Source organism: Amycolatopsis sulphurea, assembly GCF_002564045.1.
GTDB lineage: Bacteria > Actinomycetota > Actinomycetes > Mycobacteriales > Pseudonocardiaceae > Amycolatopsis > Amycolatopsis sulphurea.
In genome coordinates this window covers 1676790-1701631 of sequence record NZ_PDJK01000002.1, presented here as the reverse complement: position 1 = coordinate 1701631, position 24842 = coordinate 1676790, and the positions used below count along the sequence as shown (strand labels likewise).

The window sequence follows — 24842 nt, the reverse complement described above, 5'->3', positions numbered from 1 at the left end:
GCCTACTCTCAGGTGCGTGAACTCCGTCTCCGAGCTAGCGGTCTCCGGACCGCTGCTGCTCGCTGCGGGTGTGGCGCTGGTGGCCGGGGCGATCTCGTTCGCCTCGCCCTGTGTGGTGCCGCTGGTGCCGGGCTACCTGGCCTATCTCGCCGCGCTCGTGGGCGCCGACGCCCCGGCGGTACGGGACGGCGAGGACCGCAAGAAGGGCCGCTACGCCGTACTCGGTGCGGCGGGCCTGTTCGTGCTCGGGTTCACCGTGGTGTTCGTCGCGACGCTGGGCACGCTTGTCTGGCTTGCAGACACCTTGCTGGTCAACCAAGACCTCCTGCAACGCATCGGCGGCGTACTGACCATCGCGATGGCGCTGGTCTTCCTCGGCTGGATTCCCGGACTGCAGCGCGAGTTCCGCTCCCACCGTGTACCCGGCGGTGGGCTCTGGGGCGCGCCAGTACTCGGCGCGGTGTTCGGGCTCGGCTGGACGCCGTGCATCGGGCCGACGCTGTCCGCAGTGACCAGCCTCGCGAGTGCGACTGGCGGGGCCGCAGTACGCGGGTACGTACTCGTGCTCGTCTACTGCCTCGGCCTCGGCGTGCCGTTCCTGCTGCTCGCCCTCGGCGCTCGCTGGGCCGTACGCGCCACGGACTGGCTTCGTCGCAACGGCCGTCGCGTACAGCTGGTCGGCGGGGTGCTGTTGCTGATCGTCGGTGTCCTGCTGGTCACCGGATTGTGGGGAGACGTCATGGGCTGGCTGCGCAACTCCTTCGCCTCCGACCTAGAGCTGCCGCTGTGACCACCACCGAAGCGCCCCCCGCGAACCCTCAGCGTCCGTACCGACAGACGCGTTTCAAGCAAGCGCTCGCGCTGCTGCGCAACACGTGGCGTGGGCTCACCTCGATGCGCACCGCGCTGGTGCTGCTGTTCCTGCTTGCGCTCGCCGCGCTGCCCGGTGCCCTCCTGCCACAGCGTCGGCTCAACGTCAGCAAGGTCGACGAGTACATCTCCGCGCACGGCTGGTGGGGCGCGCTGCTCGACAAGCTGGAGTTCTACGACGTCTACTCCAGCGTCTGGTTCTCCGCGACCTACATCCTGCTGATGATCTCGCTCATCGGCTGTCTCGTCCCGCGCAGCTTCGAGTACGTCCAGCAGATGCGCGCGCGGCCGGTGCTGACTCCGCGCAACCTCGCGCGGATGCCGCACCACCGCATCGCGCGTACGTCGCGTACGCCGGAGACGATCCGCGAAGACGTGCGTAAGCAGCTGTCCGGCTGGCGGAAGATCGAGCGCGAAGAAGACGACGGTGGGTTCAGCATCTCCGCCGAGCGCGGCTACCTCCGCGAAACCGGCAACCTGCTGTTCCACTTCGGCATGCTCGGCCTGATCATCTTCTTCGCCCTCGGCAAGCTCTACAGCTACGAGGGTCAGGTCATCGTGCAGGCGAACGGTGGCCAGTTCTGCAACTCCGGCATCTACAACTACGACTCGTTCGAAGCCGGCCTGACCGTCGACGGCACGCAGCTCAACCCGTTCTGCGTGAAGGTGAACGACTTCACCGCGCGCTACGCCCCCAGCGGCCAGGCGGACTACTACCACTCGAACATCCAGTACCAGTCCGGCGAGGACCTCCAGACCGGCGCCTGGCAGCCGTACAACCTCGAAGTCAACGAACCGCTGCGCACCGCGGGTGACCGCGTCTACCTGCTGGGCAACGGCTACTCGCCGCAGTTCACGGTGACCTTCCCGAATGGACAGCAGCGCACCCAGAACACCCAGTGGCGCTTCAGCAACCAGGCCACCATGCTGTCCGACGGCGCGACCAAGTTCGATCCGCCGGGGGTCACGGATGAGATCAAGCGGCGTACCCAGCAGCTCGCGATCACCGGACTGTTCGCGCCGACTTCGTTCGTGCACGGCGGAGTGCTCACCTCCACCGCTCCGGAGCTGGACAACCCGATGGTCGCGGTCGATGTGCTGCGCGGTGACCTCGGGCTGGACGCCGGCCGTGGACAGTCGGTGTTCGAGGTGGACCAGTCCCGGATCGAGGACGGCCGGCTCAAGCGGGTCGCGCGGCAGAACCTCGCGGTCGGGCAGGAGCTGAAGCTCGACGACGGCACCCGCATCCGCTTCGACGGCGTCAACAAGTGGGTCAACCTGCAGATCTCGCACGACCCGACGCAGGGGTACGTGCTGGGCTTCGCGATCGTGATGTTCGCTGGGCTCGGAGCGTCCCTGCTGGTCAAGCGGCGCCGGGTGTGGGTGCGGGTGCGCCCGGGTGACGAGGGCCACGCGGGTACCGTCATCGAGGTCGCCGGGCTGGCGCGCACGGATCAAGCCGGGTATGGCGAAGAGTTCCAGCGAATCAGTGAACGGCTGGTCACCGGCCGGAAAGGCAGCTGATGGAGATCAACGAGACCTTCTCGCAGTACAGCGATTGGCTCTACACCACCACGGTGGCGATCTACGTGGTGGCGTTGCTCTTCTCGCTGTTCGAGCAGGCCTTCGGGGCGAAGGGCCGGCTGGCCGCCGAGCGCAGCCGGCAGAAGGTGCTCGTCGGCGCGGGCGGGCCGGACACCGAGCTGGAGGACGGGGACGTCCCGGCGAAGCCCGAGCCGCGGCCGGAGGCCGGCCGCCCGGAACGGATCGGCCGGATGGGCGCGGCGCTGCTCGTGCTCGGCGCGATCCTGCAGCTGACCGCGATCGTGCTGCGTGGTCTCGCGGTGCACCGCGCGCCGTGGGGCAACATGTACGAGTACGGCATGGCGGTCACTTTCATCGCGGTGGTCGCGTGGCTGATCGTGATCAAGAAGTTCCCGGTGCGCCACCTCACCGGCTTCTTTCTGACGCCCGTCGTCATCCTGATGTTCATCAACGGCACGATGCTCTACACCGTGGCCGCGCCGGTGGTGCCCGCGCTGCAGTCCTACTGGCTCTCCATCCACGTGTCCGCGGCGATCATCGGTTCCGGTGTTTTCCTGGTCCCGGGCGTGGCGAGCGTGCTGTACCTGTTCCGCACCGCGCACGACAAGGACGCCGCGCGGTTCGCGAAGTTCGGCCCGAAGCTGCCGGCCGCGGAGGTGCTGGACCGGATCGCCTACCGGGCGACGATCGTCGCGTTCCCGATCTTCACCTTCGGCGTGCTGTGCGGCGCGGTGTGGGCGGAGGCGGCGTGGGGCCGGTTCTGGGGCTGGGATCCGAAGGAGACGGTGGCCTTCATCGCCTGGGTGGTCTACGCCGCCTACCTGCACTCCCGGGCCACCTCGGGCTGGCGTGGCACCCGCGCAGCGGTGATCAACGTCGTCGGCTTCGCGGTGACGATCTTCAACCTGTTCTTCGTCAACCTGGTTACAGCCGGCCTGCACTCCTATGCCGGAGTGAATTAGCGGAGGGTCCGCGGGATCCTTCCCGGCATTTGCGACTACCTTCGTCGGCAGGGGTACTCGACAGCGAAGGACACGGGAGGTTGACACGGTGACCGGACCCAGTGAAGAGGCTGCCGGGGGACCGCAGCCCGAACCGGCCCAGGTACCGGCAGCCGAGCCGTTCTCCGAAGAACGCACCGACTCCGCACCACATCCGGGCACCGGCCCGTACGACGCACAGCCGACGCAGGTCGTCCAGCCGGATCCGTACGCCGCATCGCCGGGCCAGCCGCCTGCTTTGCCGCAGCCGCACGGCTATCCGCAGCCGGGCGGGTATCCGCCGCAGGGGTACGACCAGAACCTGCCGCCGTTGCAGCCGGAGCCGGGCTATCCGCCGGGCTACCAGCAGTCGCCGCCCGGGACCGTGCCGAACCCGCCGCAGGGGCTGCCGCAGCCGGGCTCGTCCGGGCCGGACGAGCTGTCCACCGCGCACCTGGTCAAGCAGCAGAAGCGCGCACCGCAGTCCGGCTGGCGCAAGGCGGTGTACCGGGGCTCGGGCAAGCTGGTCAACCCTGGCGAAAGCCCGGCGGACACCCGTCGCCGGGAGCTGATCGCGCGGGTCAACCAGCCGTTGCGCGGGTGCTACAAGATCGCGATGCTTTCGCTGAAGGGCGGCGTCGGCAAGACCACGACCACGACCACGCTCGGCTCCACGTTCGCCTCGCTGCGTGGTGATCGCGTGGTGGCCGTGGACGCGAACCCGGACCGCGGCACCCTGTCGCAGAAGATCGCCATCGAGACCACCGCGACCGTGCGGCATCTCTTGCGCGACGCGGACAAGATCACGCGCTACAGCGACGTGCGCTCGTACACCTCGCAAGGCGCGAGCCGGCTGGAAATCCTCGCCAGCGAACAGGATCCGGCGGTGTCCGAGGCGTTCTCGGAGACCGACTACCGGCGCACGGTGAATCTGCTGGAGCACTTCTACAACATCGTGCTCACCGACTGCGGCACCGGCTTGATGCACTCGGCGATGAAGGGCGTCCTCGATGTCGCCGATTCGCTCGTGGTCGTCTCCTCCGGCTCGGTCGACGGCGCCCGCAGCGCCTCGGCCACGCTGGACTGGCTGGAGGCACACGGCTACGGCGACCTGGTGAAGCGCTCCGTCGTGGTGATCAACTCGGTGCGCCCGAAGGGCAGCTCGGTCGACCTGGACAAGCTGTCCGCACACTTCGGGGCCAAGGTGCGCGCGGTCTGCCGCATCCCGTTCGACCCGCACCTGGAGGAAGGCGCGGAGATCGAACTGGAGCGGCTGGCCCCGGTCACCCGGCTGGCCCTGCTGGAACTGGCCGCCACGGTCGCGGACGGGTTCGGCGGGCAGCAGTACCGCTGAGTTACCACGTTGTGGATCTTGATCGGCTACCCTCGCTCGGAGTGTCGGCAGGTGCAGATAACGCTGTCGGCAACACGAAGCGAAGGGGAGCGTTGTCGTGGGCAACGATCAGTCAGGTCACTCGTCAGGGGATCAGCAGGCCAACGGCCGCGCCGGGTACCTCAGCCCGGAGGAGCAGGCCGAGTGAGACCGGCAGGACAAGCAGTACAACGAGGCGATGAACTCGACCGGCGCGCGCATTTATCAAGAGCGCGCTGCTGAGGACGCGAAGGTCAATGCCGCTGCGGCGGGCGGCCGTTTCGTGATGGACGTCGACGCGATGAAATCGCTGTTGCCGGACTGGCAAGGGATTGCGGACAAGCTGGGCGATATGATCCCTACCGCGCAGCAAATGCGGAATATTTCGCAGCCAGCCGCAGATCCGGGAAGCACGCTGCAGAAACAGGCTGCCGACCGTCATGCCGACGCCTACATCGGCAGTCTTACTCAGCAACAGGCATATGCGCAGGGTTACGCGGATCGGCTGAAACAGGCCATTGCCCAATACGAACAGCAGGACCAGGTGAACGCCGATGGGCTTGGCAAGCAAGGATGACTCGGTGACCAAAACCATTATGCGGACCGCAGCGACGGGTCTCTTGTTGCTCGTCGCAACAGCCTGCTCCGTCGTGCCTGGCGCGCCAGGCACGGCGAGTTCGGGTGGTGCATCTCCGTCGCCTTCTAGCGCCGTACCCAAGGTGCCACAGGTGTCTAATCCACTAGATGCCACCAAGTATGAACAAGATCCCTGCACTGTCCTTACGCAAGCGCAAGCCGGCGAGGTGTTCGGAGCCGTGCGCAACAGGAAAGCCGGCGGCACTGTAGCACCCCTGTGCACATGGAACGATAGCAACAACAGTGGTATCAGCGTCGGCTTCCTGCCCAAACAAGGAGGGCTGGCAACCACCTACGAGAACGGCATCAATGCCGGTGCTGGCTACTTTGAGGCAGCGCCCGAGGTCGCCGGTTACCCGGCCGCATTTTCTGCCGTCCATGACGACCGCAGGAGCGGTGGATGCCAGATCGCGGTTGGTATCAGGAACGACGAGACGTTTACCGTTTCAGCACTTCTCCGGACGAGTTCATCTTCCTATCGCGACCCTTGCGCGCTCGTGGTGAAGGTCGCCGAGTCTGCGGTGGCCACCATCAAGGCCGGTGCCTGACGGCGGGCCAACCGGCTTCCTGGTCCGCCGCGAGCGACCGCGCCCGGTTGCCCCTGTGCGCCCCCGCCGTCAGGACTCCTCGTCCGGCCCCCGGTCGCGTTGCTGTTCGGAGAGCTTGCGCAGGAAGTCCGGGTCGTCGTCCGGGGCCAGTGGGGGGCGGCGCTGGGGTACCCGGATGCGCTCGGCGCCCAGCACCCGCCACAGCAGAACGACGATGGTGATCGCGCCCACGGCTGCGAGGAGTGCAATCATGCCCGGGTCCTTCCGTCGTGCCGGCACCCCAGGTTAGCTCCAAAACCCCGGCGGTGCCGTCACGGCCTGGAGACGAGCGAAGGGTCGTGGCCGGCAAGCGGTGCCGGGGGCACCCCTTGGCAGTCACGACCCTTCGCCGCGTACCGGAATCAGATCTTGCGGGCCGGTTCGCTCGCGTCCGTGGTGAGTTCGGCGAGCAGTTCGTTCACCTCGGACTCGCGGAACCGGCGGTGCCCGCCCGGGGTCCGGATCGAGCCGATGCGGCCCGCGGTGGCCCATCGGGTGACCGTCTTCGGGTCAACCCGGAACAGTGCGGCCACCTCACCGGGGGTGAGTAGCCGTCCGCTCATGGTCGCGGTCATTTTCCGCCTCCTTAACGACCTACCTGCTATACCGGAGGCAGCGGGCGGTTTCGCCCGTCGCGCCGGGATGTCAACTCGGCAATCGTGGCACTTCACCCGTCGGGTACTCGAACGGTTGTCCTTGAGTAAAGAGCCCTTAAAGTGCAAAAGGGACATAACCTCGACCCGGTCGGCGGCTCGTGCCGTCCGGACAGCAGCCTGGCTGACCTGGGGTTTTCCGTGTCGCTTCCGGTTCGGTGGGGGATAAGGGGTTGCCAAGGCCGGCGCGAGCCCACGCGGGCTTTACGTGAAGCTGTGACGCAGGAGACATCCGGACCACCCGGGAAGGGGCCCGGCGGCGGTGCGCATAATGATCCGGTGGATCAGCTGGACCGGAAAATCATCGCGGCGCTGCGGGTCAACGGGCGGGCCACGTACGCCGATCTCGGCCGGTCCGTGGGGCTTTCCGCCTCGTCCGTGCACGAGCGCGTCGGCAAGCTGGAGGCCGCGGGGGTGATCACGGGCTACCACGCGACGGTCGATCCCAACGCGGTCGGGCTCGGTGTCACCGCGCTGGTCGGCATTCACCCCACGGACACCGCGACCGAGGACGACGTGGCCGCCGCGCTCGGCGAGCTGCCGGAGGTGGAGAGCTGCTACGCGGTGGCCGGCGACGAGGCGTTCGTGGTCAAGGTGCGGGTGGCCACCGTCGACGACCTGGAGCTGAGCCTCGGCAGGCTGCGGCGGATCCCGGGAGTCGGCCGGACCAACACCACGGTGGTGCTCTCCACCCGGTTCGAGAGCCGCCCGAACAACGCGGGGCTGCACGAGGATCTCACCGGCGGGGCGTAGCCTGCTTCGATGTGAGCGAAACGCCGGACCATCTGCCCCGCGACCTGACGCTGTACCTGATCGCGCGGTTCGCGCTCGTGGCGGTGGTCGCCGGGGTGCTGTCGGTGGCCGGGGTGCCGGTGCTGGTCGCCCTGCTGGTCGGCCTGGTCGTGGGCCTCCCGCTGGGCCTGCTGCTTTTCCGCCGGCTCAACCAGCGGGTCACCGCCGGGCTCGCCAAGCGCAACGAGAACCGTGCCCGTGCCCGTGCGCGGCTGCGGGCTCAGCTGCGGGGCGACCTCGCCGGCAACGACGAGGGCGCCGCGTGACCCGCACGCACAGCCGCGCCTGGGTGCGGGAAGCGGTCCGGATCATCGAGGCCGACGCCAACCGCAGCGCGGACACCCATCTGCACGTATTCCCGCTGCCCGCGGAGTGGGGCGTCGACCTGTACCTGAAGGACGAGTCGGTGCACCCCACCGGTTCGCTCAAACACCGCCTGGCCCGCTCGCTCTTCCTATACGGGCTGGTCAATGGCCAGATCGGCCCGGACACCGTGCTGATCGAGGCCTCCAGCGGGTCGACCGCGGTGTCGGAGGCCTACTTCGCCCGGATGCTGGGGCTGCGCTTCGTCACGGTGGTGCCGCGGCGCACCAGCAAGGAGAAAATCGCGCTCATCGAGTTCTACGGCGGCGAATGCCATTTCGTGGACGAGGCGTCGGCGATGTACTCGGAGGCCGAACGGCTGGCCGAGGAGACCGGCGGGCACTACCTCGATCAGTTCACCTACGCCGAGCGCGCGACGGACTGGCGTGGCAACAACAACATCGCCGAATCGGTGTTCGCGCAGCTGCGCGCGGAGCGCCACCCGGTGCCCAGCTGGATCGTGGTCGGCGCGGGCACCGGCGGGACGAGCGCGACCTTCGGCCGCTACGTCCGCTACAAGCGGCACACCACCCAGGTCTGTGTGGTGGACCCGGAGAATTCGTCGTTCTACGGGGCTTGGGAGACCGGCGACCCCGGCTACGCGACCGGGATGCCCTCGCGGATCGAGGGAATCGGCAGGCCGCGGTGCGAACCTTCGTTCGTGCCCGGCGTGATCGACGAGATGATCAAGGTGCCGGACGCGGCTTCGTTCGCGGCGATCCGGCTGCTGCGCGAGCGCACCGGGCACTGGGCGGGTGGCTCCACCGGCACCAACCTCTACGGCGCGTTCCGGCTGATCTCCCGGATGGTCGCCGAGGGCCGGGCAGGCTCGGTGGTGACCTTGCTGTGCGACGGCGGCGAGCGGTATACGAACACCTACTACTCCGACGAGTGGCTGGCCGAGCAGGGCATCGACCCCACGCCGTACCGCGCGAAATTCGACGAATTCCTCGTGACCGGCCGCTTCCAAGGCTGAGCCCGGCGCGGGTGGAGTCCAGTGTGTCGGCAAAGTCGGTGTGGAGGGCCCTGCGCAGCCGGGCTGTGAAGGGCCCCTTCACGGACTCTGAGTCCGTCAGGGGCACCCTCACGGACCCGAAACCTGTCGGGCAACCAGGGCTCTCTCTGCTGATCACGGGCCCTCGACCAACTTTGCCGAGGCCCTGCGGGTGGAGTCCGTGAAGGACCCCTTCACAGCCGGCCCCAGCGGTCACACCACTTGGAACGCCAGGGCCACCGCGCTCAGCACGGCCCAGCCGAGCATGGCCAGGCCGGTGTCGCGCAGCGCCGGGATCAGCGCCCGGCCCTGCTGCCCGCTGCCGACCGCCCGCAGCGACTTGAGCAACAGCGGGGCGGTGATCAGGGTGATCAGCACCAGCGGATGCCAGATGCCGAGGACCACGGTGAGCAGGTACGGCACGGACACCAGCGTCACGTACATCCGGCGGGTGCCGCGGTCGCCGAGGCGGGTGGCGAGGGTGCGTTTGCCGGACTCGACGTCGGTCGGGATGTCGCGGAGGTTGTTCGCGGTGAGGACGGCCATCGAGAAGCTGCCGACGGCCACGGCGCAGGCCAGCCCGGCCCAGCTCACCTTGCCGGCTTGCACGTAGACCGTGCCCAGCACGCCGGCCAACCCGAAGAAGACGAACACCGCCAGCTCGCCGAAGCCGTAGTAGCCGTACGGCTTGCTGCCGCCGGTGTAGAACCACGCGCCGAGGATGCACAGGCCGCCCATGGCGAGCAGCCACCAGTACCCGCTCACAGCGACGAGCACGAGGCCCAGTACTCCGGCGAGGCCGAGGAACGCGAGCGCGGCGGTGAGCACGACTTTCGGTGCGGCGGTGCCCGAGCCGACCAGGCGCAGCGGGCCGACGCGGTGCTCGTCGGTGCCGCGGACGCCGTCGGAGTAGTCGTTGGCGAAGTTCACGCCGATGATCAGCGACAGTGAGACGAGCAGTGCGAGGGCCGAACGCCACCAGGAGAACGCGTCGAGCGCGATGGCCGCGCCCACCCCGGCCACGACCGGAGCGATCGCGTTGGGCAGGGTGCGCGGCCGGGCACCTTCGATCCATTCACTGACTGTCGCCATACTCGTCATTCAACGCCATCCGCGCTTCACCCGATCGGCGAGCCTGTGGTCTGCCGCTGGATCGAACACGACGGTTTGTCGACGCCGAGTCAGCGTGCGACGAACCGGGCACGGACTGCCGTCCGGTCGACCTTGCCGGGTCCCCGCAGTGGTAGTTCGGTGGCGAATTCCAGGCGTTTCGGCGTGGCTGCGGAGCCGAGTTCGGCACGGACGGCTGCGCGCAGGGCGCTGGCGTCGACCGCCTGCTCGGCCACGACAAGCGCGACGACGGCTTCGCCCCATTCCGCGTCGGGCAGGCCGACCACGCAAGCGTCGCGTACGCCGGGGAAGCTGCCCAGTACCCGCTCCACAGACGCGGCTGAGACCTTCACTCCGCCGGTGTTGATCACGTCGTCTGCGCGGCCGAGCACCTCCACCCGGCCGTCGGGCAGCAGTCGACCGCGGTCGGACGTACGGAACCAGCCGTCGCGGAACGACTCCGCGCTCAGGTCTGGTGCGAGCCGGTAGCCGTGGGCGAGTACGTCGCCGGAGATGCACAACCGTTCGTCGGCGTCCTGCTCTACGCGTACGCCGTCGAGGGGGACTCCGTCGTAAACGCAGCCGCTCGCGGTCTCGCTCATGCCGTACGCGGGCACGATCCGTACCCCAGCTTCCTCAGCGCGCGTACGCAGCTTCGGTGACGTTGCTGCGGCGCCCAGCACGATCGCGTCGAACGCCCTTGCTGCGGCAAGGCCAGCACCTCCGTCGTCGAGAAGCCGTACGAGCTGCGTCGGCACCAATGCGGTGTACCGGGGTCCTTCCGCGGCCAGCACCGGTGCGGCAGCCGCGGCGAAGGCGTTCGTACGGAAGCCTTCGCCGGTCAGGAACGCCGGTTTGGTACCCGCGAGCCGAGCGCGCACCAGTACCTGGAGGCCTCCGATGTAGTGCGCAGGCGTGGCTAGCAGCCAGCTTCCGGGGCCGCCGAGCCGCGCGTGCGTTGAAGTGGCCGACGCGGTGAGCGCGCGAGCCGAGAGCAGTACACCCTTCGGCGCTCCGGTGGACCCCGAGGTAGCGATGATCACCGCGGTGTCGGGTTCGACCGGTTGCTCCGGCGACATCGTTTCGAGCAGCGACTGCCCAGACGGATCCGCAGCGTTCAGCGGCAGCACGGTTTCGCCGCCTTCGACGGCCGCAGCCACCGCTTCGTCGAGTGCAGCGATCGCCGCGGCGCTCCCGTCCAGCCAGACCACCCGCACGACGGCCTCCTCCTGCGGTCAGTAGTAGTACGGGTAATCGGACCAGTCCGGATCCCGCTTCTCCAGGAAGGAATCCCGGCCCTCCACGGCCTCGTCCTGCATGTAGGCCAGCCGGGTGGTCTCGCCGGCGAAGAGCTGCTGCCCGACGAGCCCGTCGTCGATCGCGTTGAAGGCGTACTTCAGCATCCGCTGCGCGGTCGGCGACTTGCCGACGATGGTCCACGCCCAGTCCAGCGCGACCTTCTCCAGCGATGCGTGCGGGACGACCTCGTTCACCGCCCCCATCCGCTGCATCTGCTCGGCGGTGTACTCCCGGCCGAGGAAGAAGATCTCCCGGGCGAACTTCTGGCCGACCTGGCGGGCCAGCCCGGCCGATCCGTAGCCCGCGTCGAACGAGCCGACGTCGGCGTCGGTCTGCTTGAACCGCGCGTGCTCGGCGGAGGCGAGGGTGAGATCGCACACCACGTGCAGGGAATGCCCGCCGCCCGCGGCCCAGCCCGGCACTACCGCGACCACGGGTTTCGGCATGAACCGGATGAGCCGCTGCACCTCCAGGATGTGCAGCCGGCCCGCTCGCGCCGGGTCCACCGTGTCGGAGGTCTCCCCGTTCGCGTACTGATACCCGGAGCGCCCGCGAATGCGCTGGTCACCGCCGGAGCAGAAGGCCCAGCCACCGTCCTTCGGCGAGGGACCGTTGCCGGTGAGCAGGACGCAGCCGACGTCCGAGCTCATCCGGGCGTGGTCGAGCGCGCGGTAGAGCTCGTCCACGGTGTGCGGCCGGAAGGCGTTGCGGACCTCCGGCCGGTCGAAGGCGACGCGCACGACTCGCTTGCCGGAGCGGCTGTCGCGGGAGCGGTGGTAGGTGATGTCGGTGAAGTCGAAACCCTCGATCGCGGTCCAGGCGGTCGGGTCGAACAACTCGGAAACTTGGGTGTCAGCCACCAAACCGACCCTAGTTGGAGGCCGCTGACCACCCCGATCCGGTGCCCGCACTCACGCCGGAGATCGTTACTGTGCGCCGGATGACCGAAACCACTGCGTACGTCGACGAAGCCGGCGCCCGCCTCGCCGACGGCCGTCGGCTTTACGTCGTCGCCGCAGTGCTCAGCTCCACGGCCGAACAGCCTTCGCTCATCAAGGCGCTCACCGCGTTGCAGCTCGCCCCCCGAGCCACTGCATTTCCGCACCGAGCGACCGGACCGGCGGCTACTCGTCGCCGAAGCGATCGCCGACGCGGCGCTACACGGATCAATCCTGCTCACCACCAGCACGACCAACACCGGCCAGGAGACCGCGCGCCGCGCTCTGCTGTGCGAGCTGCTTCCCCGGCTCGAACACGTCGAGCAAGTGCGCCACGTCATCATGGAAAGCCGCGCCGGTGGCGACCGGCATGACCGCCGAACCCGTGACGGGCTCCGCCGATCCGCCACATCACGGCCGCGCTCCGGATCGACCACGGCCCGAAAGCCTTGCCGCTGCTGTGGCCGGCCGACTGGATCGCATCCGCGTACGTGGCCGCGCATCATCACGACGACCGCGGCCCGTGGGAGATCATCAACAGCGCCCACCTCATCGAGGTGAAAACCGTGGACCCCGGATAGCGCGAAGCCGGGGGTCCCGATTCCATCGGGCACGTTCCCCGGCTCACTTCCGGTCGCGTCCGCAGATCGACCGGCTTCTCGACAGCATAGCCACTCCCGCGGCCGGACACCACGGCCGCCGCTTCCGGCTGGTGAAACCGCAGGTCACGCCCGGGAACGTCGGTGCGCGCCGGGTCCACCGTGTCGGAGGTCTCCCCGCTCGTGTACTGATACCCGGAGCGTCCGCGAATACGCTGGTCATCGACGGATGCGCACGACTCGCTCGCCGGAGCGGCTGTGGCAGGAGCGGTGGAAGTCGAAACCCTCGATCGCGGTCCACGCGGCCGGGCCGGCCAACTCGGCAACTCGGGTGTCAGCCACGTTTGGGAGAATGGGACCTGTGGACTCAGTCGATCACGATGTACCAGGGATCTGCTGGTGAACCCTTCCACCGCGCAGGCAAGGGTCATCGTCGACGAACTCGTCCGCAACACGGTTTCGCACGTGGTGCTCTGCCCCGGTTCCCGGAACGCCCCGCTGTCCATCGCGCTGTACGACGCGGCCGCCGCCGGCCGGGTCAAGCTGCACGTGCGCATCGACGAGCGCGGGGCCGCCTTCCTCGCGCTCGGGATCGCCGCGCGCACCGGGCGTCCCGCCGCAGTGGTCTGCACCTCTGGCACGGCGGCGGCGAACTTCCACCCGGCCGTGCTGGAAGCCGACCGGGCCGGGGTGCCGTTGATCGTGCTCACCGCGGACCGGCCGCCGGAGCTGCGCGCGGCGGGTGCGAGCCAGGTGATCGACCAATACCAGCTCTACGGTGACGCGGTCCGGTACTTCGACGAGCTGGCCGTCGGCGAGCGCCGTGCGGGCCAGAACTCCTACTGGCGCAGCCAGATCTGCCGGGCGTGGAACGCCGCGTACGGCGAATGGCGCTGTGGGCCGGTGCACCTCAACATCCCGTTCCGCGAGCCGCTGGTGCCCGACCTCGACGAGGACGGCGAGTGGTTCGAGTCGCTGGAAGGGCGCCCGGGTGGCGCGCGCTGGACCGAGCTGCCCGACTTCGGTGCGCTGCCCTCGTTCGTGGTCCCGTCCGCCCGGCACGGCTTGGTGATCGCCTGTGACACCGGTGCGCAGGCGGCCAGCGAATGGGCCGATCAGCACGGCTGGCCGGTGGTGTCCGAGACCGGCGGGCTCGGCCTGTCCGGCGAGACCGCCATCTCCTCCGGTGCGTGGCTGCTCGGGGTCGAGGAGTTCATCTCCCGGCACCGTCCGGAGCAGGTGCTGTGCCTCGGCAGGCCGACGGTGTTCCGGCAGGTGCAGAAGATCATCTCCGACCCGGCCGTGGAGATCCTGCTGGTCCGGCCGGATTCGGACTGGCCCGCCCCGGCGCACAACGTGCGGCAGGTCGGGCAGTGGTTCGCCGAGCCGACGAAACCGGCCGATCCGGAATGGCTGGCGAGCTGGCAGCGGGCCGACGCGGCCGCGGCGCGGGCGGTGTCGCAGACGTTGTCCGGCGAGCCGTGGCCGAGCGGGCTGCGAATGGCCGCCGAGCTGGTGGACGCCCTGCCCGAGGGGGCGCTGCTGGTGGTCGGCTCGTCCAATCCGACCCGGGACGTGGCGCTGGCCGGGCGGCTGCGCCCGGACGTGCTGGTGCATCGCAACCGGGGCGTGGCGGGGATCGACGGCATGGTGTCCACCGCGATCGGGGCCGCCACCGTGCATCGCGCGCCCTCGTACGCCCTGCTGGGCGACCTGACCTTCCTGCACGACGCGTCCGGGCTGCTGACCGGGCCCGCCGAGCAGCGCCCGGACCTGACCATCGTGGTGCTGAACGACGATGGTGGCGGCATCTTCTCGCTGCTGGAACAGGGTGCCCCGGAACATGCGGACAGCTTCGAGCGCGTGTTCGGTACCCCGCACGGCGCCGACCTCGGTGCGCTGTGCGCGGGGTACCGGGTGCCGTACGTGCTGGCGGAGACGTTGCCGGAATTCCGGGCCGCGCTGCGTCCCGCGCCCGGGCTGCGGGTGGTGGAGGTTCGAGTGGACCGGACCCGCCACCGTGATCTGCACGGCCGCTTGCGCACCGCGGTCGCGGGCGCCGTCGCGCAGGTCTGAGCGGTCGTCGCTTTCGCCCTCGGCGCGGACCGCGGAGGTCCGTGAAGGGCCCCTTCACGGACTCTGAGTCCGTCAAGGGGCCCTTCACAGCATTGGCCCGGGGTGCTCTGGGGGCGGGATTCCAGCAGGTGGGAACCCATCTTTCGGACGTATCTGGCGCGGGTCGGTGGCATTAGTTTCGGTGGCATTGTTGATCTTCGCCAAGAGGAGACCCATGCGATCGAGAATTCGTGCCGGAGCCGGTGTGCTCACGGCCGGGATGGTGTCCGTCCTGCTCGCCACGACCGCCGCGGCCGCGCCCGGGCCGGGGGCACCGGGCGTGGGCGATCCGTACTACCCGAACGCGGGCAACGGCGGCACCGACGTGCAGCACTACAACATCCGGCTGAGCTACCAGCCGGACACCGACCTGCTCTCGGGCACCACGACCCTGCTGCTCACCGCCACCCAGGACCTGTCACGGTTCAACCTCGACTTCGCGCTCAAGGCGTCGAGTGTGCTGGTGAACAACCGGCCCGCGCGGTTCACCAGCTCCACCGGTAACGGCGAGCTGGTGATCACCCCGGCCGACGCGCTGGCCAAGGGCCAGACCGCGACCGTCGTGGTGCAGTACGCGGACACCCCGTCCACGGCGAAGGTCGACGGGATCAACGGCTGGAAGCACGGTGCGTTCGGGGCGCTCGGCGTGGACGAGCCGCAGAGCGCGCAGTGGTGGTTCCCGTCCAACGATCATCCCACCGACAAGGCCACCTACGACGTCTCGATCGAGGCGCCGGACGGGCTCGCCGCGCTCACCAGCGGCTCGCTGGTGAGCAAGCGTAAGAACCGGGCGGGCTGGACGCGCTGGAACTGGCGCAGCACACAGCCGCAGGCGACCTACCTGACTCCGTTCGTCGTCGGCAAGTACGACGTACGCGAGTCCAAGACCCCGGATGGCAAGCCGTTCATCACCGCCTACGGCAGTGACCTCGGGAGTTCGCGCGCGGCCGCGGAGGCCAGCGTCGAGCGCACCCCGGAGATCAACGCGTTCCTGGCGACGCAGTTCGGGCCGTATCCGTTCGAGGCCGAGGGCGGCGTGGTGACCAGCGGCATCGGGTTCTCGCTGGAGAACCAGACCCGGCCGGTCTACGGACTGAAGAACTTCGCCCGCGGCGCCAACACCACGCTGATCGCGCACGAGAACGCCCACCAGTGGTTCGGCGACAATGTATCGCTCGGCCGCTGGAGCGACATTTGGCTGAACGAGGGCTTCGCCTCGTACGCCGAGTGGCTGTGGTCTGAGCACGAAGGCGAGGGCACGGTCGCCGAACTCGCGCAGTACACGTACGACTCCCACGCGGCCGACGCCGACCTGTGGAAGGCAGTGCCCGCTGACCCGGGCAAGGACCACCAGTTCGACGACGCGGTGTACAGCCGTGGCGCGCTGACCCTGCAGGCGTTGCGCACCACCGTCGGCGACGAGGCGTTCTTCAAGATCCTGAAGGACTGGCAGGCGGCTAAGTCCGGAAAGGACGCCCGGATCCCGGAATTCATCGCGCTGGCGGAGAAGGTCTCCGGCAAACCGCTGCACGAGCTGTTCCAGACCTGGCTCTACACCGCGGGCAAGCCGGCGACCGGCCCGAACGGCGCGGCGGGCGCTAAGGCACCAGCCTCGGCCCAGTCGAGGTTCACCGTGGCCAAGCCGAAGTCCTACGACCAGATCGAGGCCAACCATCGGTTGCTCGCCACGGAGCACGAGCACTGAGCGGTACCGCTACGCTCGCGGCGTGAGCAGGAGGAGTGAGCGGGCGAGGCGCATCGGCCGGGTGGCCGTGCTCGGTGTCGCCTCGCTCCTCACCGTGATGTGCGTGGCCGTGTTCTTCGGCGCGATCCGCAACGACAGCGCGATCGGTTCGCATCCGGGCACTGCCACCGCGACCGTGGAATCGGTGTCCTTCGACCGTGCGATCGTCCAGTACCAGACCCCGGACGGGGTTTTGCACAGCCCGCCCACCGGGATCCTTTACCCGTCCGGGCTGGCCGCGGGCCAGCTGGTGCTGATCGAGTACGACAACACGAACCCCGACCTGGCCAGGGTGGCCGGCCGCTCGGCCACCCAGGCCCTGGTGTCGCTCGGGGTCACGGTGCTGGTGGTCTGGCTGATCGCCGGTCCGGTGCTGTGGTGGCTGCGCCGGCTCGCCAAGCGCGACCACGCGGTCGCCGCCCGAGCCACGGCCGGCGGTAGCCACGCCGAGTCGTAGCGGGAAACCCGGTCGCGTCGCTCAGCTGCCGGCCGTCGCCGTTTCCTGCCACCAGTGCAGCACTTCGTCGGCCACGCCGGGGGCGGCGACCAACAGGCCGTCGGTGGGCAAGGCGGTATCCTCGCCGTGTTTGTCGAGTACCACGGCGCCTGCTTCGATCGCCATCGCGACGGAACCGGCGACGTCCCATTCGTGGTAGCTGTGCAGCACTGCGGCCGCGGCGTGGCCCAATGCGACCTGGGCGATGGACAGCGCGGCCGAGCCGAGTACCCGCACCCCGGCGTGCGCCGCGGCGGCGCGCTCGATGAACCCGCCCATGCCGGGCCACGGACCCTTGCGGGCCAGCTCCGTGCAGACGATCGCGCCCGCTGTGCCGGGGCGGTCCACCAGCCGGATCGGGGTGCCGTTGGCGCGGGCGCCGCGGCCGCGGGCGGCGGCGTAGATCTGCGCGCGGTACGGATCGGCCACCACGCCGACCACCGGACCGGACGCGTCCACCAGCGCCAGGCTGTAGGCGCACCAAGGCACTCCGGCGACGTAGTTGGCGGTGCCGTCCACGGAGTCCACCACCCAGCGGTACTCGGCGATGTCCGCACCGTGATCCGCACCGAATTCGTGGCCTACCACCGGGATGCCGGGGAATTCCGCGGTCAGCACGCGCCGGGTGTGCCGCTCCAGGATCCGGTCGGTGTCGGTGACCCAATCGAAGGGCGATTCGAGCGTCGCCGGGTGGGCGCCGCGGCCCGCGGTCGCGGTGATCACGTCGGTCGCGTCGTTCGCCAGCCGGCCCGCCACCTCGAGTGCCCTCGAGAGCAGGCCCGGCTCCACCGGCCGGGACGGCCTAGAGGACAAGAGGGTCATGCCTGCTTAGTCTGGGCCGCCCTGGTGTCCGGAACGCGACCTCGAGATGACATGTGATGGCGAATTCTTCGACGTTCCGTGTCCGGCGGCGGACGCTGCGCAGTGTTGGCCGGCCGTTGGCCGGGCGGTCACACGGGATTGGTCCACCTCGTGCGGACCGGTGCGACAGTGGCCCGGTGCGAGTCGCCATAGTCACCGAAAGTTTCCTGCCCCAGGTGAACGGCGTGACGAACTCCGTGCTGCGGGTCGTCGAGCACCTGGTGGAGGCCGCGCACGAGGTACTGGTGGTGGCACCCGGGCCGGGCCCGGAGCGCTACCGCGGCGCACCGGTGGTCCGCATCCCCGCGTTCGACGTGCCGGGGGTGCATTCGCTGCCGATCGGCCTGCCGACCCGGACCGTGCTGAGGGCGCTGGCCGAGTTCGGCCCGGACGTGGTGCACCTGGCGTCGCCGTTCGTGGTCGGGGCCCGCGGGCTGGCCGCGGCGAGACGGCTGCGGGTGCCCTCGATCGCGGTCTATCAGACCGATATCGCCGGGTTCGCCACTTCGTACGGGTTCGGCATCGGTGCCCGCGCGGCCTGGCGCTGGGTACGCCGGCTGCACTCGCGGGCCGATCGCACGCTTGCGCCGTCGTCGGATTCGATGGAACAGCTGAAACTGCACGGTGTGCCCCGGGTGCATCGCTGGGCGCGTGGGGTGGACGTCGCCCGGTTCTCGCCGGAGCACCGGAATGCGGCGCTGCGCGCGAAGCTGGCGCCGAACGGGGAGCTGCTGGTCGGCTTCGTCGGCAGGCTCGCCCCGGAGAAGGAAGTCGACCGGCTGACCGCGCTCGCCGGAATGCCCGGCGTACGGCTGGTGGTGGTCGGGGACGGCCCGGAGCTGCCGGTGCTGCGTGAGCAGTTGCCCGGCGCGGCGTTCCTCGGCGCGAAGTACGGCGAAGAGCTTTCCACTGCGTACGCGAGCTTGGACCTGTTTGTACACACCGGTCCGCACGAGACGTTCTGTCAGGCGGTGCAGGAGGCAATGGCCTCCGGGCTGCCGGTACTCGCACCGGACGCGGGCGGGCCGAAAGACTTGGTACTGCCTGGCCGTACGGGCTATCTGCTGCCTGCCGAACGCGACGCCTTCGGTCGCGCGCTGGTGGACAAGGTCAGCGATCTGCGTGATCCGGCGTTACGGGCGCGGCTGGGGGAGAAGTCGCGGAAGGTCGTGCTCGGCCGTACGTGGCCCGCGGTGTGCCGGGAGCTGGTCGGGCATTACGAGGCGGTACAGGGCCGAGTCGCACGCGCGGCTTGAGCCATGCACATCGTCCAGCTGGCGAACTTCTACGGACCACGCTCGGGTGGCTTGCGTACCGCGCTACACCACCTCGGCGCCGGATACGTGGCCAGTGGGCATCGCGTGACGCTCGTGGTGCCCGGCACCGGTTACGCGGTGGAAACCCTGCCCAGCGGTGTACGTCGGCACTCGCTGCCCGCGCCGCGGATCCCCGGTACCGGTGGCTACCGGGCGGTCGACCCTCACCGCGTACGCGCCGTACTGCGCCGGCTCGAACCGGACCGGCTGGAGGTGTCCGACCGGCTGACCTTGCGTGGGATGGGCACCTGGGCGCGGCGCCACGGCGTACCGAGCACGGTCATCTCGCACGAACGGCTCGACCGGCTGCTGGAACAGTTCCTGCTGCCTGCGCCGGTGGCCCGGCACGTCGCGGACACGGCGAACCGCCGGATGGCCGCCAGCTACGACACAGTGGTCTGTACCACTTCGTTCGCGCGGGCGGAGTTCGACCGGATCGCCGCGCCGAACGTGCGCCGCGTCCCGCTCGGCGTCGATCTGGCCACCTTCGCCCCGGCCATGCGGGACGAGGGCTGGCGGCTCTCGCTGTCCGGCGGCGCCGACGCGTTGCTTGTCCACTGTGGACGTCTGTCGCCGGAGAAGCACGTGGAACGCAGTGTGGACACGGTCGCCGAGCTGACCGAATCGGGTGCCCGAGTACGGCTGGTGATCGCCGGCGACGGACCCCGCCGGCGCGCGCTGGAACGCCGCGCCCGCGGGTTGCCGGTGACCTTCCTCGGCTTCCTCTCCGGTCGTGGTGAGGTGGCCCGGTTACTGGCCACCGCGGACGTTTCGCTCGCCCCGGGTCCCCACGAGACGTTCGGGCTGGCGGCGCTGGAGGCGCTGGCGTCCGGCACTCCGGTGGTGGTGTCGGCCTCGTCCGCGCTGGGCGAGATCGTCCGGCCCGGCTGTGGTGCCGCCGTGGACGACCACGCCCCGGCGTTCGCCACCGCCGTCACCGGGCTGCTCGCACGCCCGGAAGACCTCCGCCGCGCCGCGGCCCGGGCGCGGGCGGAGGAATTCGCCTGGCCGGACTCCGTGCGCGGCATGCTCGACGCCCTCGGCTGAGGCTGCCCCCCTGCCCGCCTGCCCGCATGCCGTGAAGGGGCCTTCACCGCCCGAGAGTCCGTGAAGGGTCCCGGCAAAGTCGAGGACCCGTGATCAGCAAAGAGAGCCGTGGCTGCCCGACCGGTTTCGGGGCTGTGAAGGGCCCCTTCACGGACTCAGAGTCTGTGAAGGGTCCCTTCACAGCCCTCCATACCGACTTTGCCGACGCCCTGGCCCGAGAGTCCGTGAAGGGTCCTTCACGGACTCTCGGGCCGGGGTTCCGGCAAAGGTGGTCGGGACCCGTGCAGAGAGAGCCGTGGCTGCCGCGTGATCATCGGCGGTGCTGCCATCTCGGTCGATTGTGCCCGGCAGCGGGCGATGCGGAGGTGTGTGCGACCACCTCGTGGCGTGCGCCGGACCGCTTTCTGGTCCGCGAAGGGTCCTTTCACAGCCCTCCACACCGACTTTGCCGACACCCTGGCCCGAGAGTCCGTGAAGGGGCCCTTCACAGACTTCCGCGGTCCGTGAAGGGCCCCTTCACAGCTTTGGCCTGGGTCAGCTCAGCTTCAGGGTCGGGTTGCGCTGGTCCAGCCAGACGGCCATGTCGAGGAACCGTTCCAGGCCGGAACGCTGGTGACCGGTGATCTCGGCGATGCCTGCCTCGCAGGCGGCCAGTACCGACGCCCGGTCGTGGAACTCCAGCACCGCGTGGTCGGTGGAGACCAGCTCACGGGCGTGCGCCTGGATGGCGGACAGGTACGCCGGGTCGAAATTGCCCGGGTAGCCGCTCTTCTTGCGGTTCGCGACGCTCTCCGGGAGGACGTCCTTGGTCGCGCCGCGCAGGATGCTCTTCTCCCGGCCGTCGAAGGACTTCAGCGACCACGGGGTGTTGAACACGTACTGCACCAGCCGGTGATCGCAGAACGGGACCCGGACCTCCAGCCCGACCGCCATGGACATCCGGTCCTTGCGGTCGAGCAGGGTCTGCACCATCCGGGTCAGGTGCAGGTAGCACACTTCGCGCATCCGGCGTTCCAGCCCGGTTTCGCTGTCCTTGTACGGAACTTCGCTCAGCGCCTGGCGGTACTGGTCGGCTTTGTAGGTCTCCAGGTCCAGGTTCGCGGCGAGCCCGGCGTCCAGCAGCGAAGCCGGGTTCATCGGCGAATCTGCACCGGCCAGCCAGGGGAAGGTGTCCGCCTCGCGTTTTTCGTTGTGGAACCACGGGTATCCGCCGAACACCTCGTCCGCGGACTCCCCGGACAGCGCGACCGTCGACTTCTCCCGGATCGCCTTGAACAGCAGGTACAGCGAGTTGTCCCGGTCGCCGAAGCCGATCGGCAGGTCCCGGGCGCCGACCGCGGCGGCCCGGGTCGCCGGATCCGCCATCGCCCCGCCGTCCAGCATGATGTCCTGGTGCTCGCACACGATGTGCTCGGCGACCGCGTGCACGAACGGTGTGTCCTGCGTGGGCGAGATGTCCTCGGCGCGGAAATTCTCCGCCTGGTTGGGGAAATCGACCGCGAAGCTGCGGACCACCTCGCCGTGCTCCTGCACCTGCAGCGCGGCGATCGCGGTCATCGCGGACGAGTCCAGCCCGCCGGAGAGCAGCATGCAGCGGGGCACGTCGGCGACCAGCTGGCGCCGGATGATGTCGTCGAGCAGCGACCGCACATGCGCGACGGTTTCCTCGGTGCTGTCGGTGTGTTCGGTGACTTCGAGCTGCCAGTAACAGGTCTCGCGCAGCCCGGCGCGGTCCACCACGGCCAGGTGTCCCGGCCGCAGCTCGCGCATGCCTTCCCAGACCCCCGTGCCGGGCGCCTTGGTGAAGGCGAACAGCTCGCGCAGCCCGTCGGTGGTGATCACCCGCTCGGCCAGCCGGTTGGCCAGGATCGCCTTCGGCTCGGAGCCGAACAGCACGCCGTCCTCGGTCTCGTAGTAGTAGAACGGCTTGATGCCCATCCGGTCGCGGATCATCACCAGCTTGTCGGCGCGGGTGTCCCAGATGGCGAAGGCGTACATCCCGTTGAGCCGGTCGACGAGCGCCTCACCCCATTCCAGGTACCCGCGCAGCACGACCTCGGTGTCCGAGCCGGTGGTGAACCGTGCGCCCCGGCGGCGCAGCTCGTCGCGCAGCTCGGTGAAGTTGTAGGCCTCGCCGGAGTAGACCATCGAGACCGGGCCGTCGGGGGTGTCGACGGTCATCGGCTGCGCCCCGCCGGGCAGGTCGATCACGGCGAGCCTGCGGTGCCCGAGCGCGGCGTGCGGGACGGCCCAGGTGCCGCTCGCGTCGGGGCCGCGGCAGGACATGGTCGCCGTCATCGCGGCCAGCTCGGCGGCTTCCTGCGTCAGGTCGCGGCGAAAGGAGACCCAACCGGTGATGCCACACATATATAGCGCAACCCTTCACTCACTCGCAGCCGTTATCTGTGCTAACTGACTATTAGCTCGTCAGTGATCGCTGGACTACCGGCAAAGGGGTGACGCACTGCGTCCGAACGGTGCCGGGAAGTGATCGAGACTGCCCGCTCGGCACCGAATCGGGCGGCGCCTGGGTCAGCCCAGGCTGCGGTACCCGGGATGTACGCCCGGGGTCAGGCCGTGCTGCTCCGCGATCCGCCCGAGCAGCTCGTGCAGAACCTCGCGATCCTTTGTGGACAGTGCGGAGGTCAGCTCGTCTTCATGTGCCGCACCGGCTTTGGCGAGTGCGCGCATCGTCTCGCGGCCTTTTTCGCTGAGGTGCACGGCGTAGAGGCGGCGGTCCTTCGGGTTACGCCGGCGCTCGATGAGGCCGCGCTGTTCGAGCCCGTCGACGAGCGCGACGAGCCGGGTCGGCGGGGTGCCCAGCTCGGCGGCGAGCGCCTGCTGGCTTTCGCCCGGACGGCGCGCGATCACGCGGAGCAGCCCGGTCTGCGGCGGGGTCAGGTCCAGCTCCGCGACGCGCTCGGCGAATCGCCGGGTCGCGTGCGCGCCGAGCTGGGCGAGCAGGAAGGCGTTGCCGATCGGGGGAGGTATCGGGGGAGACGCTGACATGGCTGAAACCATATCCCTTGACAATCTATTATGCCAGTGTAACCGTTTATCTTGTGAAACTAATTGACCTGGAGGTTTCCATGACCACCACGACCCGCGCCCGGCCGCAGGGCGGACCGCCGCTGCTCGCTCCCGCGCTCGCGTTCGGGGTGCTGACCATCGCCTCCGCGGTGCTCGGCGCCACCGGCACCCGGCCGGACTCGACGGCGGCCGAGGTGAGCGCCTATGACCTCGGCCACCGCGGGCTGCTCGACCTGCTCGCCTTTACGGTGTTCGGCGCCTCGATCCCGCTGGCGATCTGGGCGGCGACGGTCTACCGCAGGCAGCGCAAGCTGGGCGTCACCGCGCCGGGTGCGGCGATCGGGCTGGCCGGAGGAGTGCTGGCCGCGGCCTCGCTCGCGATCAGCGGGCTCGCCATCTGGACCGCGGCGCAGACGGCCGACGCCGGGGCGCCCGCGCTGTCCCGCGCGCTGACCAGCTTCGCGTTCGCCACCGGCGGGCCGGGGTTCGTGGTGCCGCTCGCGCTGCTGATCGCGGGACTCGCGGTACCGGCGTTGTTCCTCGGGCTGCTGCCGCGCTGGGTCTCGATCGCCGGCCTTTTGATCGCGGCCGCCGCCGTGCTCGCCACGTTCTCCCTGCTGACCCCGGCGCTGTACCCGCTGATCCCGATCGGCCGGTTCGGCGGGGTGATCTGGCTGGTCCTGGCCGGGGTGCTGCTGCCCCGCGACCGTCACCGGGCGCGCTGAACTAATCTCGGTTTCATGCCACGCGCCAGCCTGGACAAGGATCCCCACGACGTCGCCGCGATGTTCGACGGCGTCGCGTCCGGTTACGACCGGGCCAACTCGTTCATGACGTTCGGCTTCGACCGCAGGTGGCGGACCACCACCGCGCGGGTGCTGGACGCCAGGGCCGGGGAACGCGTGCTCGACCTGGCGGCCGGCACCGGCGTGTCCACTGTCGAGTACGCGAGGGGCGGCGCCTGGTGCCTGGCCGCGGACTTCTCCGTCGGCATGCTCCGGGCCGGACGGCACCGGCGGGTGCCGATGGTCGCCGCGGACGCACTGCATCTGCCCTTCGCCGACGACAGCTTCGACGCGGTGACGATTTCCTTGGCGCTGCGCAACTTCGTGGACACCAAGGCGGCGCTGGCGGAGATCCTGCGGGTGGTCAAGCCGGGCGGGCGGCTGGTCGTCTGCGAGGTGTCCACGCCCACCTTCGCGCCGATCCGGTTCGTCTACCGGCGGTTCATGCTCAAGCTGCTCACCTGGGTCGGCAGCCGCTCCTCGACGAACCCGGAGGCCTACTCCTACCTGGCCGAGTCCATGCTCGCCTGGCCCGATCAGCGGGCACTCGGCGAGATCATCGCGGGCGCGGGCTGGACCGAAGTGGAATGGCTGAACCTCACCTTCGGCGTCGTCGCCATCCACCGCGCCCGCAAACCCCACTAACCCCCACCGGTCCCCCTCCGCTCGCCTGGGATCAGAGGCTGTGAAGGGTCCCTTCACAGCCTCTG

General features: G+C 69.5%; 27 protein-coding genes. 17 read left to right on the top strand and 10 right to left on the bottom strand.

The window, feature by feature from the left end:
* The first annotated feature begins 16 nt into the window (after positions 1-16).
* From ATK36_RS13920 to ATK36_RS13895, 6 genes are all read left to right on the top strand, one after another.
* Positions 17-790 (top strand): cytochrome c biogenesis CcdA family protein, encoded by a 774-nt coding sequence (locus ATK36_RS13920; RefSeq protein WP_098511778.1) that lies wholly within the window; start codon positions 17-19, stop codon positions 788-790.
* Complete coding sequence (gene resB, locus ATK36_RS13915; RefSeq protein ID WP_098511776.1) at positions 787-2394, top strand: cytochrome c biogenesis protein ResB; 1608 nt, start codon at positions 787-789, stop codon at positions 2392-2394. The genes ATK36_RS13920 and resB overlap by 4 nt, the downstream gene beginning before the upstream one ends.
* Entirely contained in the window at positions 2394-3377 is a 984-nt protein-coding gene (ccsB, locus tag ATK36_RS13910; RefSeq protein ID WP_098511775.1) for a c-type cytochrome biogenesis protein CcsB, read from the top strand. Before resB ends, ccsB begins: the two co-directional genes overlap by 1 nt.
* An 88-nt stretch (positions 3378-3465) precedes the next feature.
* A complete protein-coding gene (locus ATK36_RS13905) occupies positions 3466-4749 on the top strand; it encodes a MinD/ParA family ATP-binding protein (protein WP_098511773.1) in 1284 nt (427 codons plus the stop codon).
* Between the two features lie 217 nt (positions 4750-4966).
* Positions 4967-5344 (top strand): hypothetical protein, encoded by a 378-nt coding sequence (locus ATK36_RS13900; RefSeq protein WP_211291875.1) that lies wholly within the window; start codon positions 4967-4969, stop codon positions 5342-5344.
* 4 nt (positions 5345-5348) lie between these two features.
* A complete protein-coding gene (locus tag ATK36_RS13895; RefSeq protein ID WP_245914707.1) occupies positions 5349-5951 on the top strand; it encodes a DUF3558 domain-containing protein in 603 nt (200 codons plus the stop codon).
* 69 nt (positions 5952-6020) lie between these two features.
* Here the strand turns inward: ATK36_RS13895 and ATK36_RS13890 are convergent, their stop codons facing one another.
* Positions 6021-6203, bottom strand: a complete 183-nt coding sequence (locus ATK36_RS13890) for a hypothetical protein (protein WP_098511772.1) — start codon at positions 6201-6203, stop codon at positions 6021-6023.
* 149 nt (positions 6204-6352) lie between these two features.
* Entirely contained in the window at positions 6353-6565 is a 213-nt protein-coding gene (locus ATK36_RS13885) for a BldC family transcriptional regulator (protein ID WP_098511771.1), read from the bottom strand.
* Positions 6566-6922: 357 nt separating this feature from the next.
* Here ATK36_RS13885 and ATK36_RS13880 point away from each other — a divergent pair, with 357 nt between their 5' ends.
* Genes ATK36_RS13880 through cds1 form a run of 3 tightly spaced genes read left to right on the top strand, consistent with a single transcriptional unit; the run spans position 6923 to position 8774 of the window.
* Positions 6923-7396, top strand: coding sequence for an Lrp/AsnC family transcriptional regulator (locus ATK36_RS13880; protein WP_170069730.1), 474 nt, complete (start codon positions 6923-6925; stop codon positions 7394-7396).
* A gap of 11 nt (positions 7397-7407) precedes the next feature.
* A complete protein-coding gene (locus ATK36_RS13875; protein WP_098511770.1) occupies positions 7408-7701 on the top strand; it encodes a DUF4229 domain-containing protein in 294 nt (97 codons plus the stop codon).
* Positions 7698-8774 carry an L-cysteine desulfhydrase Cds1 gene (cds1, locus tag ATK36_RS13870; protein ID WP_098511769.1) on the top strand — a complete coding sequence of 359 codons (1077 nt, stop codon included), beginning with the start codon at positions 7698-7700 and terminating at the stop codon, positions 8772-8774. Before ATK36_RS13875 ends, cds1 begins: the two co-directional genes overlap by 4 nt.
* 231 nt (positions 8775-9005) lie before the next feature.
* On the opposite strand, the gene ATK36_RS13865 is transcribed toward cds1, so the two are convergent.
* The 4 genes from ATK36_RS13865 to ATK36_RS32225 all read right to left on the bottom strand — a co-directional run bounded on the left by ATK36_RS13865 (position 9006) and on the right by ATK36_RS32225 (position 12511).
* A complete protein-coding gene (locus ATK36_RS13865; protein WP_098511768.1) occupies positions 9006-9884 on the bottom strand; it encodes a 1,4-dihydroxy-2-naphthoate polyprenyltransferase in 879 nt (292 codons plus the stop codon).
* An 89-nt stretch (positions 9885-9973) separates the two neighbouring features.
* The gene (menE, locus tag ATK36_RS13860) at positions 9974-11119 is read right to left on the bottom strand and encodes an o-succinylbenzoate--CoA ligase (protein WP_098511767.1); all 1146 of its coding nucleotides are present in this window, start codon (positions 11117-11119) and stop codon (positions 9974-9976) included.
* Positions 11120-11137: 18 nt separating this feature from the next.
* On the bottom strand, positions 11138-12061 hold the full coding sequence (locus ATK36_RS13855; RefSeq protein WP_098514871.1) for a 1,4-dihydroxy-2-naphthoyl-CoA synthase: 924 nt from the start codon (positions 12059-12061) through the stop codon (positions 11138-11140).
* A gap of 306 nt (positions 12062-12367) precedes the next feature.
* Positions 12368-12511: a hypothetical protein gene (locus tag ATK36_RS32225; RefSeq protein ID WP_170069729.1), complete on the bottom strand. Its 144-nt coding sequence runs from the start codon at positions 12509-12511 to the stop codon at positions 12368-12370.
* 77 nt (positions 12512-12588) lie between these two features.
* On the opposite strand from ATK36_RS32225, the gene ATK36_RS34225 reads away from it, so the two are divergent.
* The gene (locus ATK36_RS34225; protein ID WP_281259059.1) at positions 12589-12720 is read left to right on the top strand and encodes a hypothetical protein; all 132 of its coding nucleotides are present in this window, start codon (positions 12589-12591) and stop codon (positions 12718-12720) included.
* Positions 12721-12957: 237 nt separating this feature from the next.
* Here ATK36_RS34225 and ATK36_RS34675 read toward each other — a convergent pair whose 3' ends face one another.
* Entirely contained in the window at positions 12958-13080 is a 123-nt protein-coding gene (locus ATK36_RS34675; protein ID WP_281259058.1) for a hypothetical protein, read from the bottom strand.
* 57 nt (positions 13081-13137) lie between these two features.
* Between ATK36_RS34675 and menD the strand changes: the two genes are divergently transcribed.
* The 3 genes from menD (at position 13138) to ATK36_RS13840 (ending at position 17054) form a co-directional block, all read left to right on the top strand.
* Positions 13138-14814, top strand: a complete 1677-nt coding sequence (gene menD, locus ATK36_RS13850) for a 2-succinyl-5-enolpyruvyl-6-hydroxy-3-cyclohexene-1-carboxylic-acid synthase (protein ID WP_170069728.1) — start codon at positions 13138-13140, stop codon at positions 14812-14814.
* A gap of 214 nt (positions 14815-15028) precedes the next feature.
* On the top strand, positions 15029-16558 hold the full coding sequence (locus ATK36_RS13845; RefSeq protein ID WP_098511765.1) for a M1 family metallopeptidase: 1530 nt from the start codon (positions 15029-15031) through the stop codon (positions 16556-16558).
* 22 nt (positions 16559-16580) lie between these two features.
* On the top strand, positions 16581-17054 hold the full coding sequence (locus ATK36_RS13840) for a DUF3592 domain-containing protein (RefSeq protein WP_098511764.1): 474 nt from the start codon (positions 16581-16583) through the stop codon (positions 17052-17054).
* A 21-nt stretch (positions 17055-17075) separates the two neighbouring features.
* Here the strand turns inward: ATK36_RS13840 and ATK36_RS13835 are convergent, their stop codons facing one another.
* Positions 17076-17915 carry an inositol monophosphatase family protein gene (locus ATK36_RS13835; protein ID WP_098511762.1) on the bottom strand — a complete coding sequence of 280 codons (840 nt, stop codon included), beginning with the start codon at positions 17913-17915 and terminating at the stop codon, positions 17076-17078.
* Positions 17916-18091: 176 nt separating this feature from the next.
* Here ATK36_RS13835 and ATK36_RS13830 point away from each other — a divergent pair, with 176 nt between their 5' ends.
* Together ATK36_RS13830 and ATK36_RS13825 are read left to right on the top strand one after the other, a co-directional pair.
* Positions 18092-19210 carry a glycosyltransferase family 4 protein gene (locus ATK36_RS13830; protein WP_211291874.1) on the top strand — a complete coding sequence of 373 codons (1119 nt, stop codon included), beginning with the start codon at positions 18092-18094 and terminating at the stop codon, positions 19208-19210.
* Positions 19211-19213: 3 nt separating this feature from the next.
* Positions 19214-20317 (top strand): glycosyltransferase family 4 protein, encoded by a 1104-nt coding sequence (locus ATK36_RS13825; RefSeq protein WP_098511759.1) that lies wholly within the window; start codon positions 19214-19216, stop codon positions 20315-20317.
* Between the two features lie 534 nt (positions 20318-20851).
* Here the strand turns inward: ATK36_RS13825 and asnB are convergent.
* Complete coding sequence (gene asnB, locus ATK36_RS13820) at positions 20852-22684, bottom strand: asparagine synthase (glutamine-hydrolyzing) (protein ID WP_098511758.1); 1833 nt, start codon at positions 22682-22684, stop codon at positions 20852-20854.
* Positions 22685-22849: 165 nt separating this feature from the next.
* Positions 22850-23326, bottom strand: a complete 477-nt coding sequence (locus ATK36_RS13815) for a MarR family winged helix-turn-helix transcriptional regulator (protein WP_098511756.1) — start codon at positions 23324-23326, stop codon at positions 22850-22852.
* Between the two features lie 80 nt (positions 23327-23406).
* Here ATK36_RS13815 and ATK36_RS13810 point away from each other — a divergent pair, with 80 nt between their 5' ends.
* Together ATK36_RS13810 and ATK36_RS13805 are read left to right on the top strand one after the other, a co-directional pair.
* The gene (locus ATK36_RS13810) at positions 23407-24072 is read left to right on the top strand and encodes a DUF4386 domain-containing protein (RefSeq protein ID WP_098511755.1); all 666 of its coding nucleotides are present in this window, start codon (positions 23407-23409) and stop codon (positions 24070-24072) included.
* 15 nt (positions 24073-24087) lie between these two features.
* Positions 24088-24777, top strand: a complete 690-nt coding sequence (locus ATK36_RS13805; protein WP_098511753.1) for a demethylmenaquinone methyltransferase — start codon at positions 24088-24090, stop codon at positions 24775-24777.
* Positions 24778-24842 lie beyond the last annotated feature (65 nt).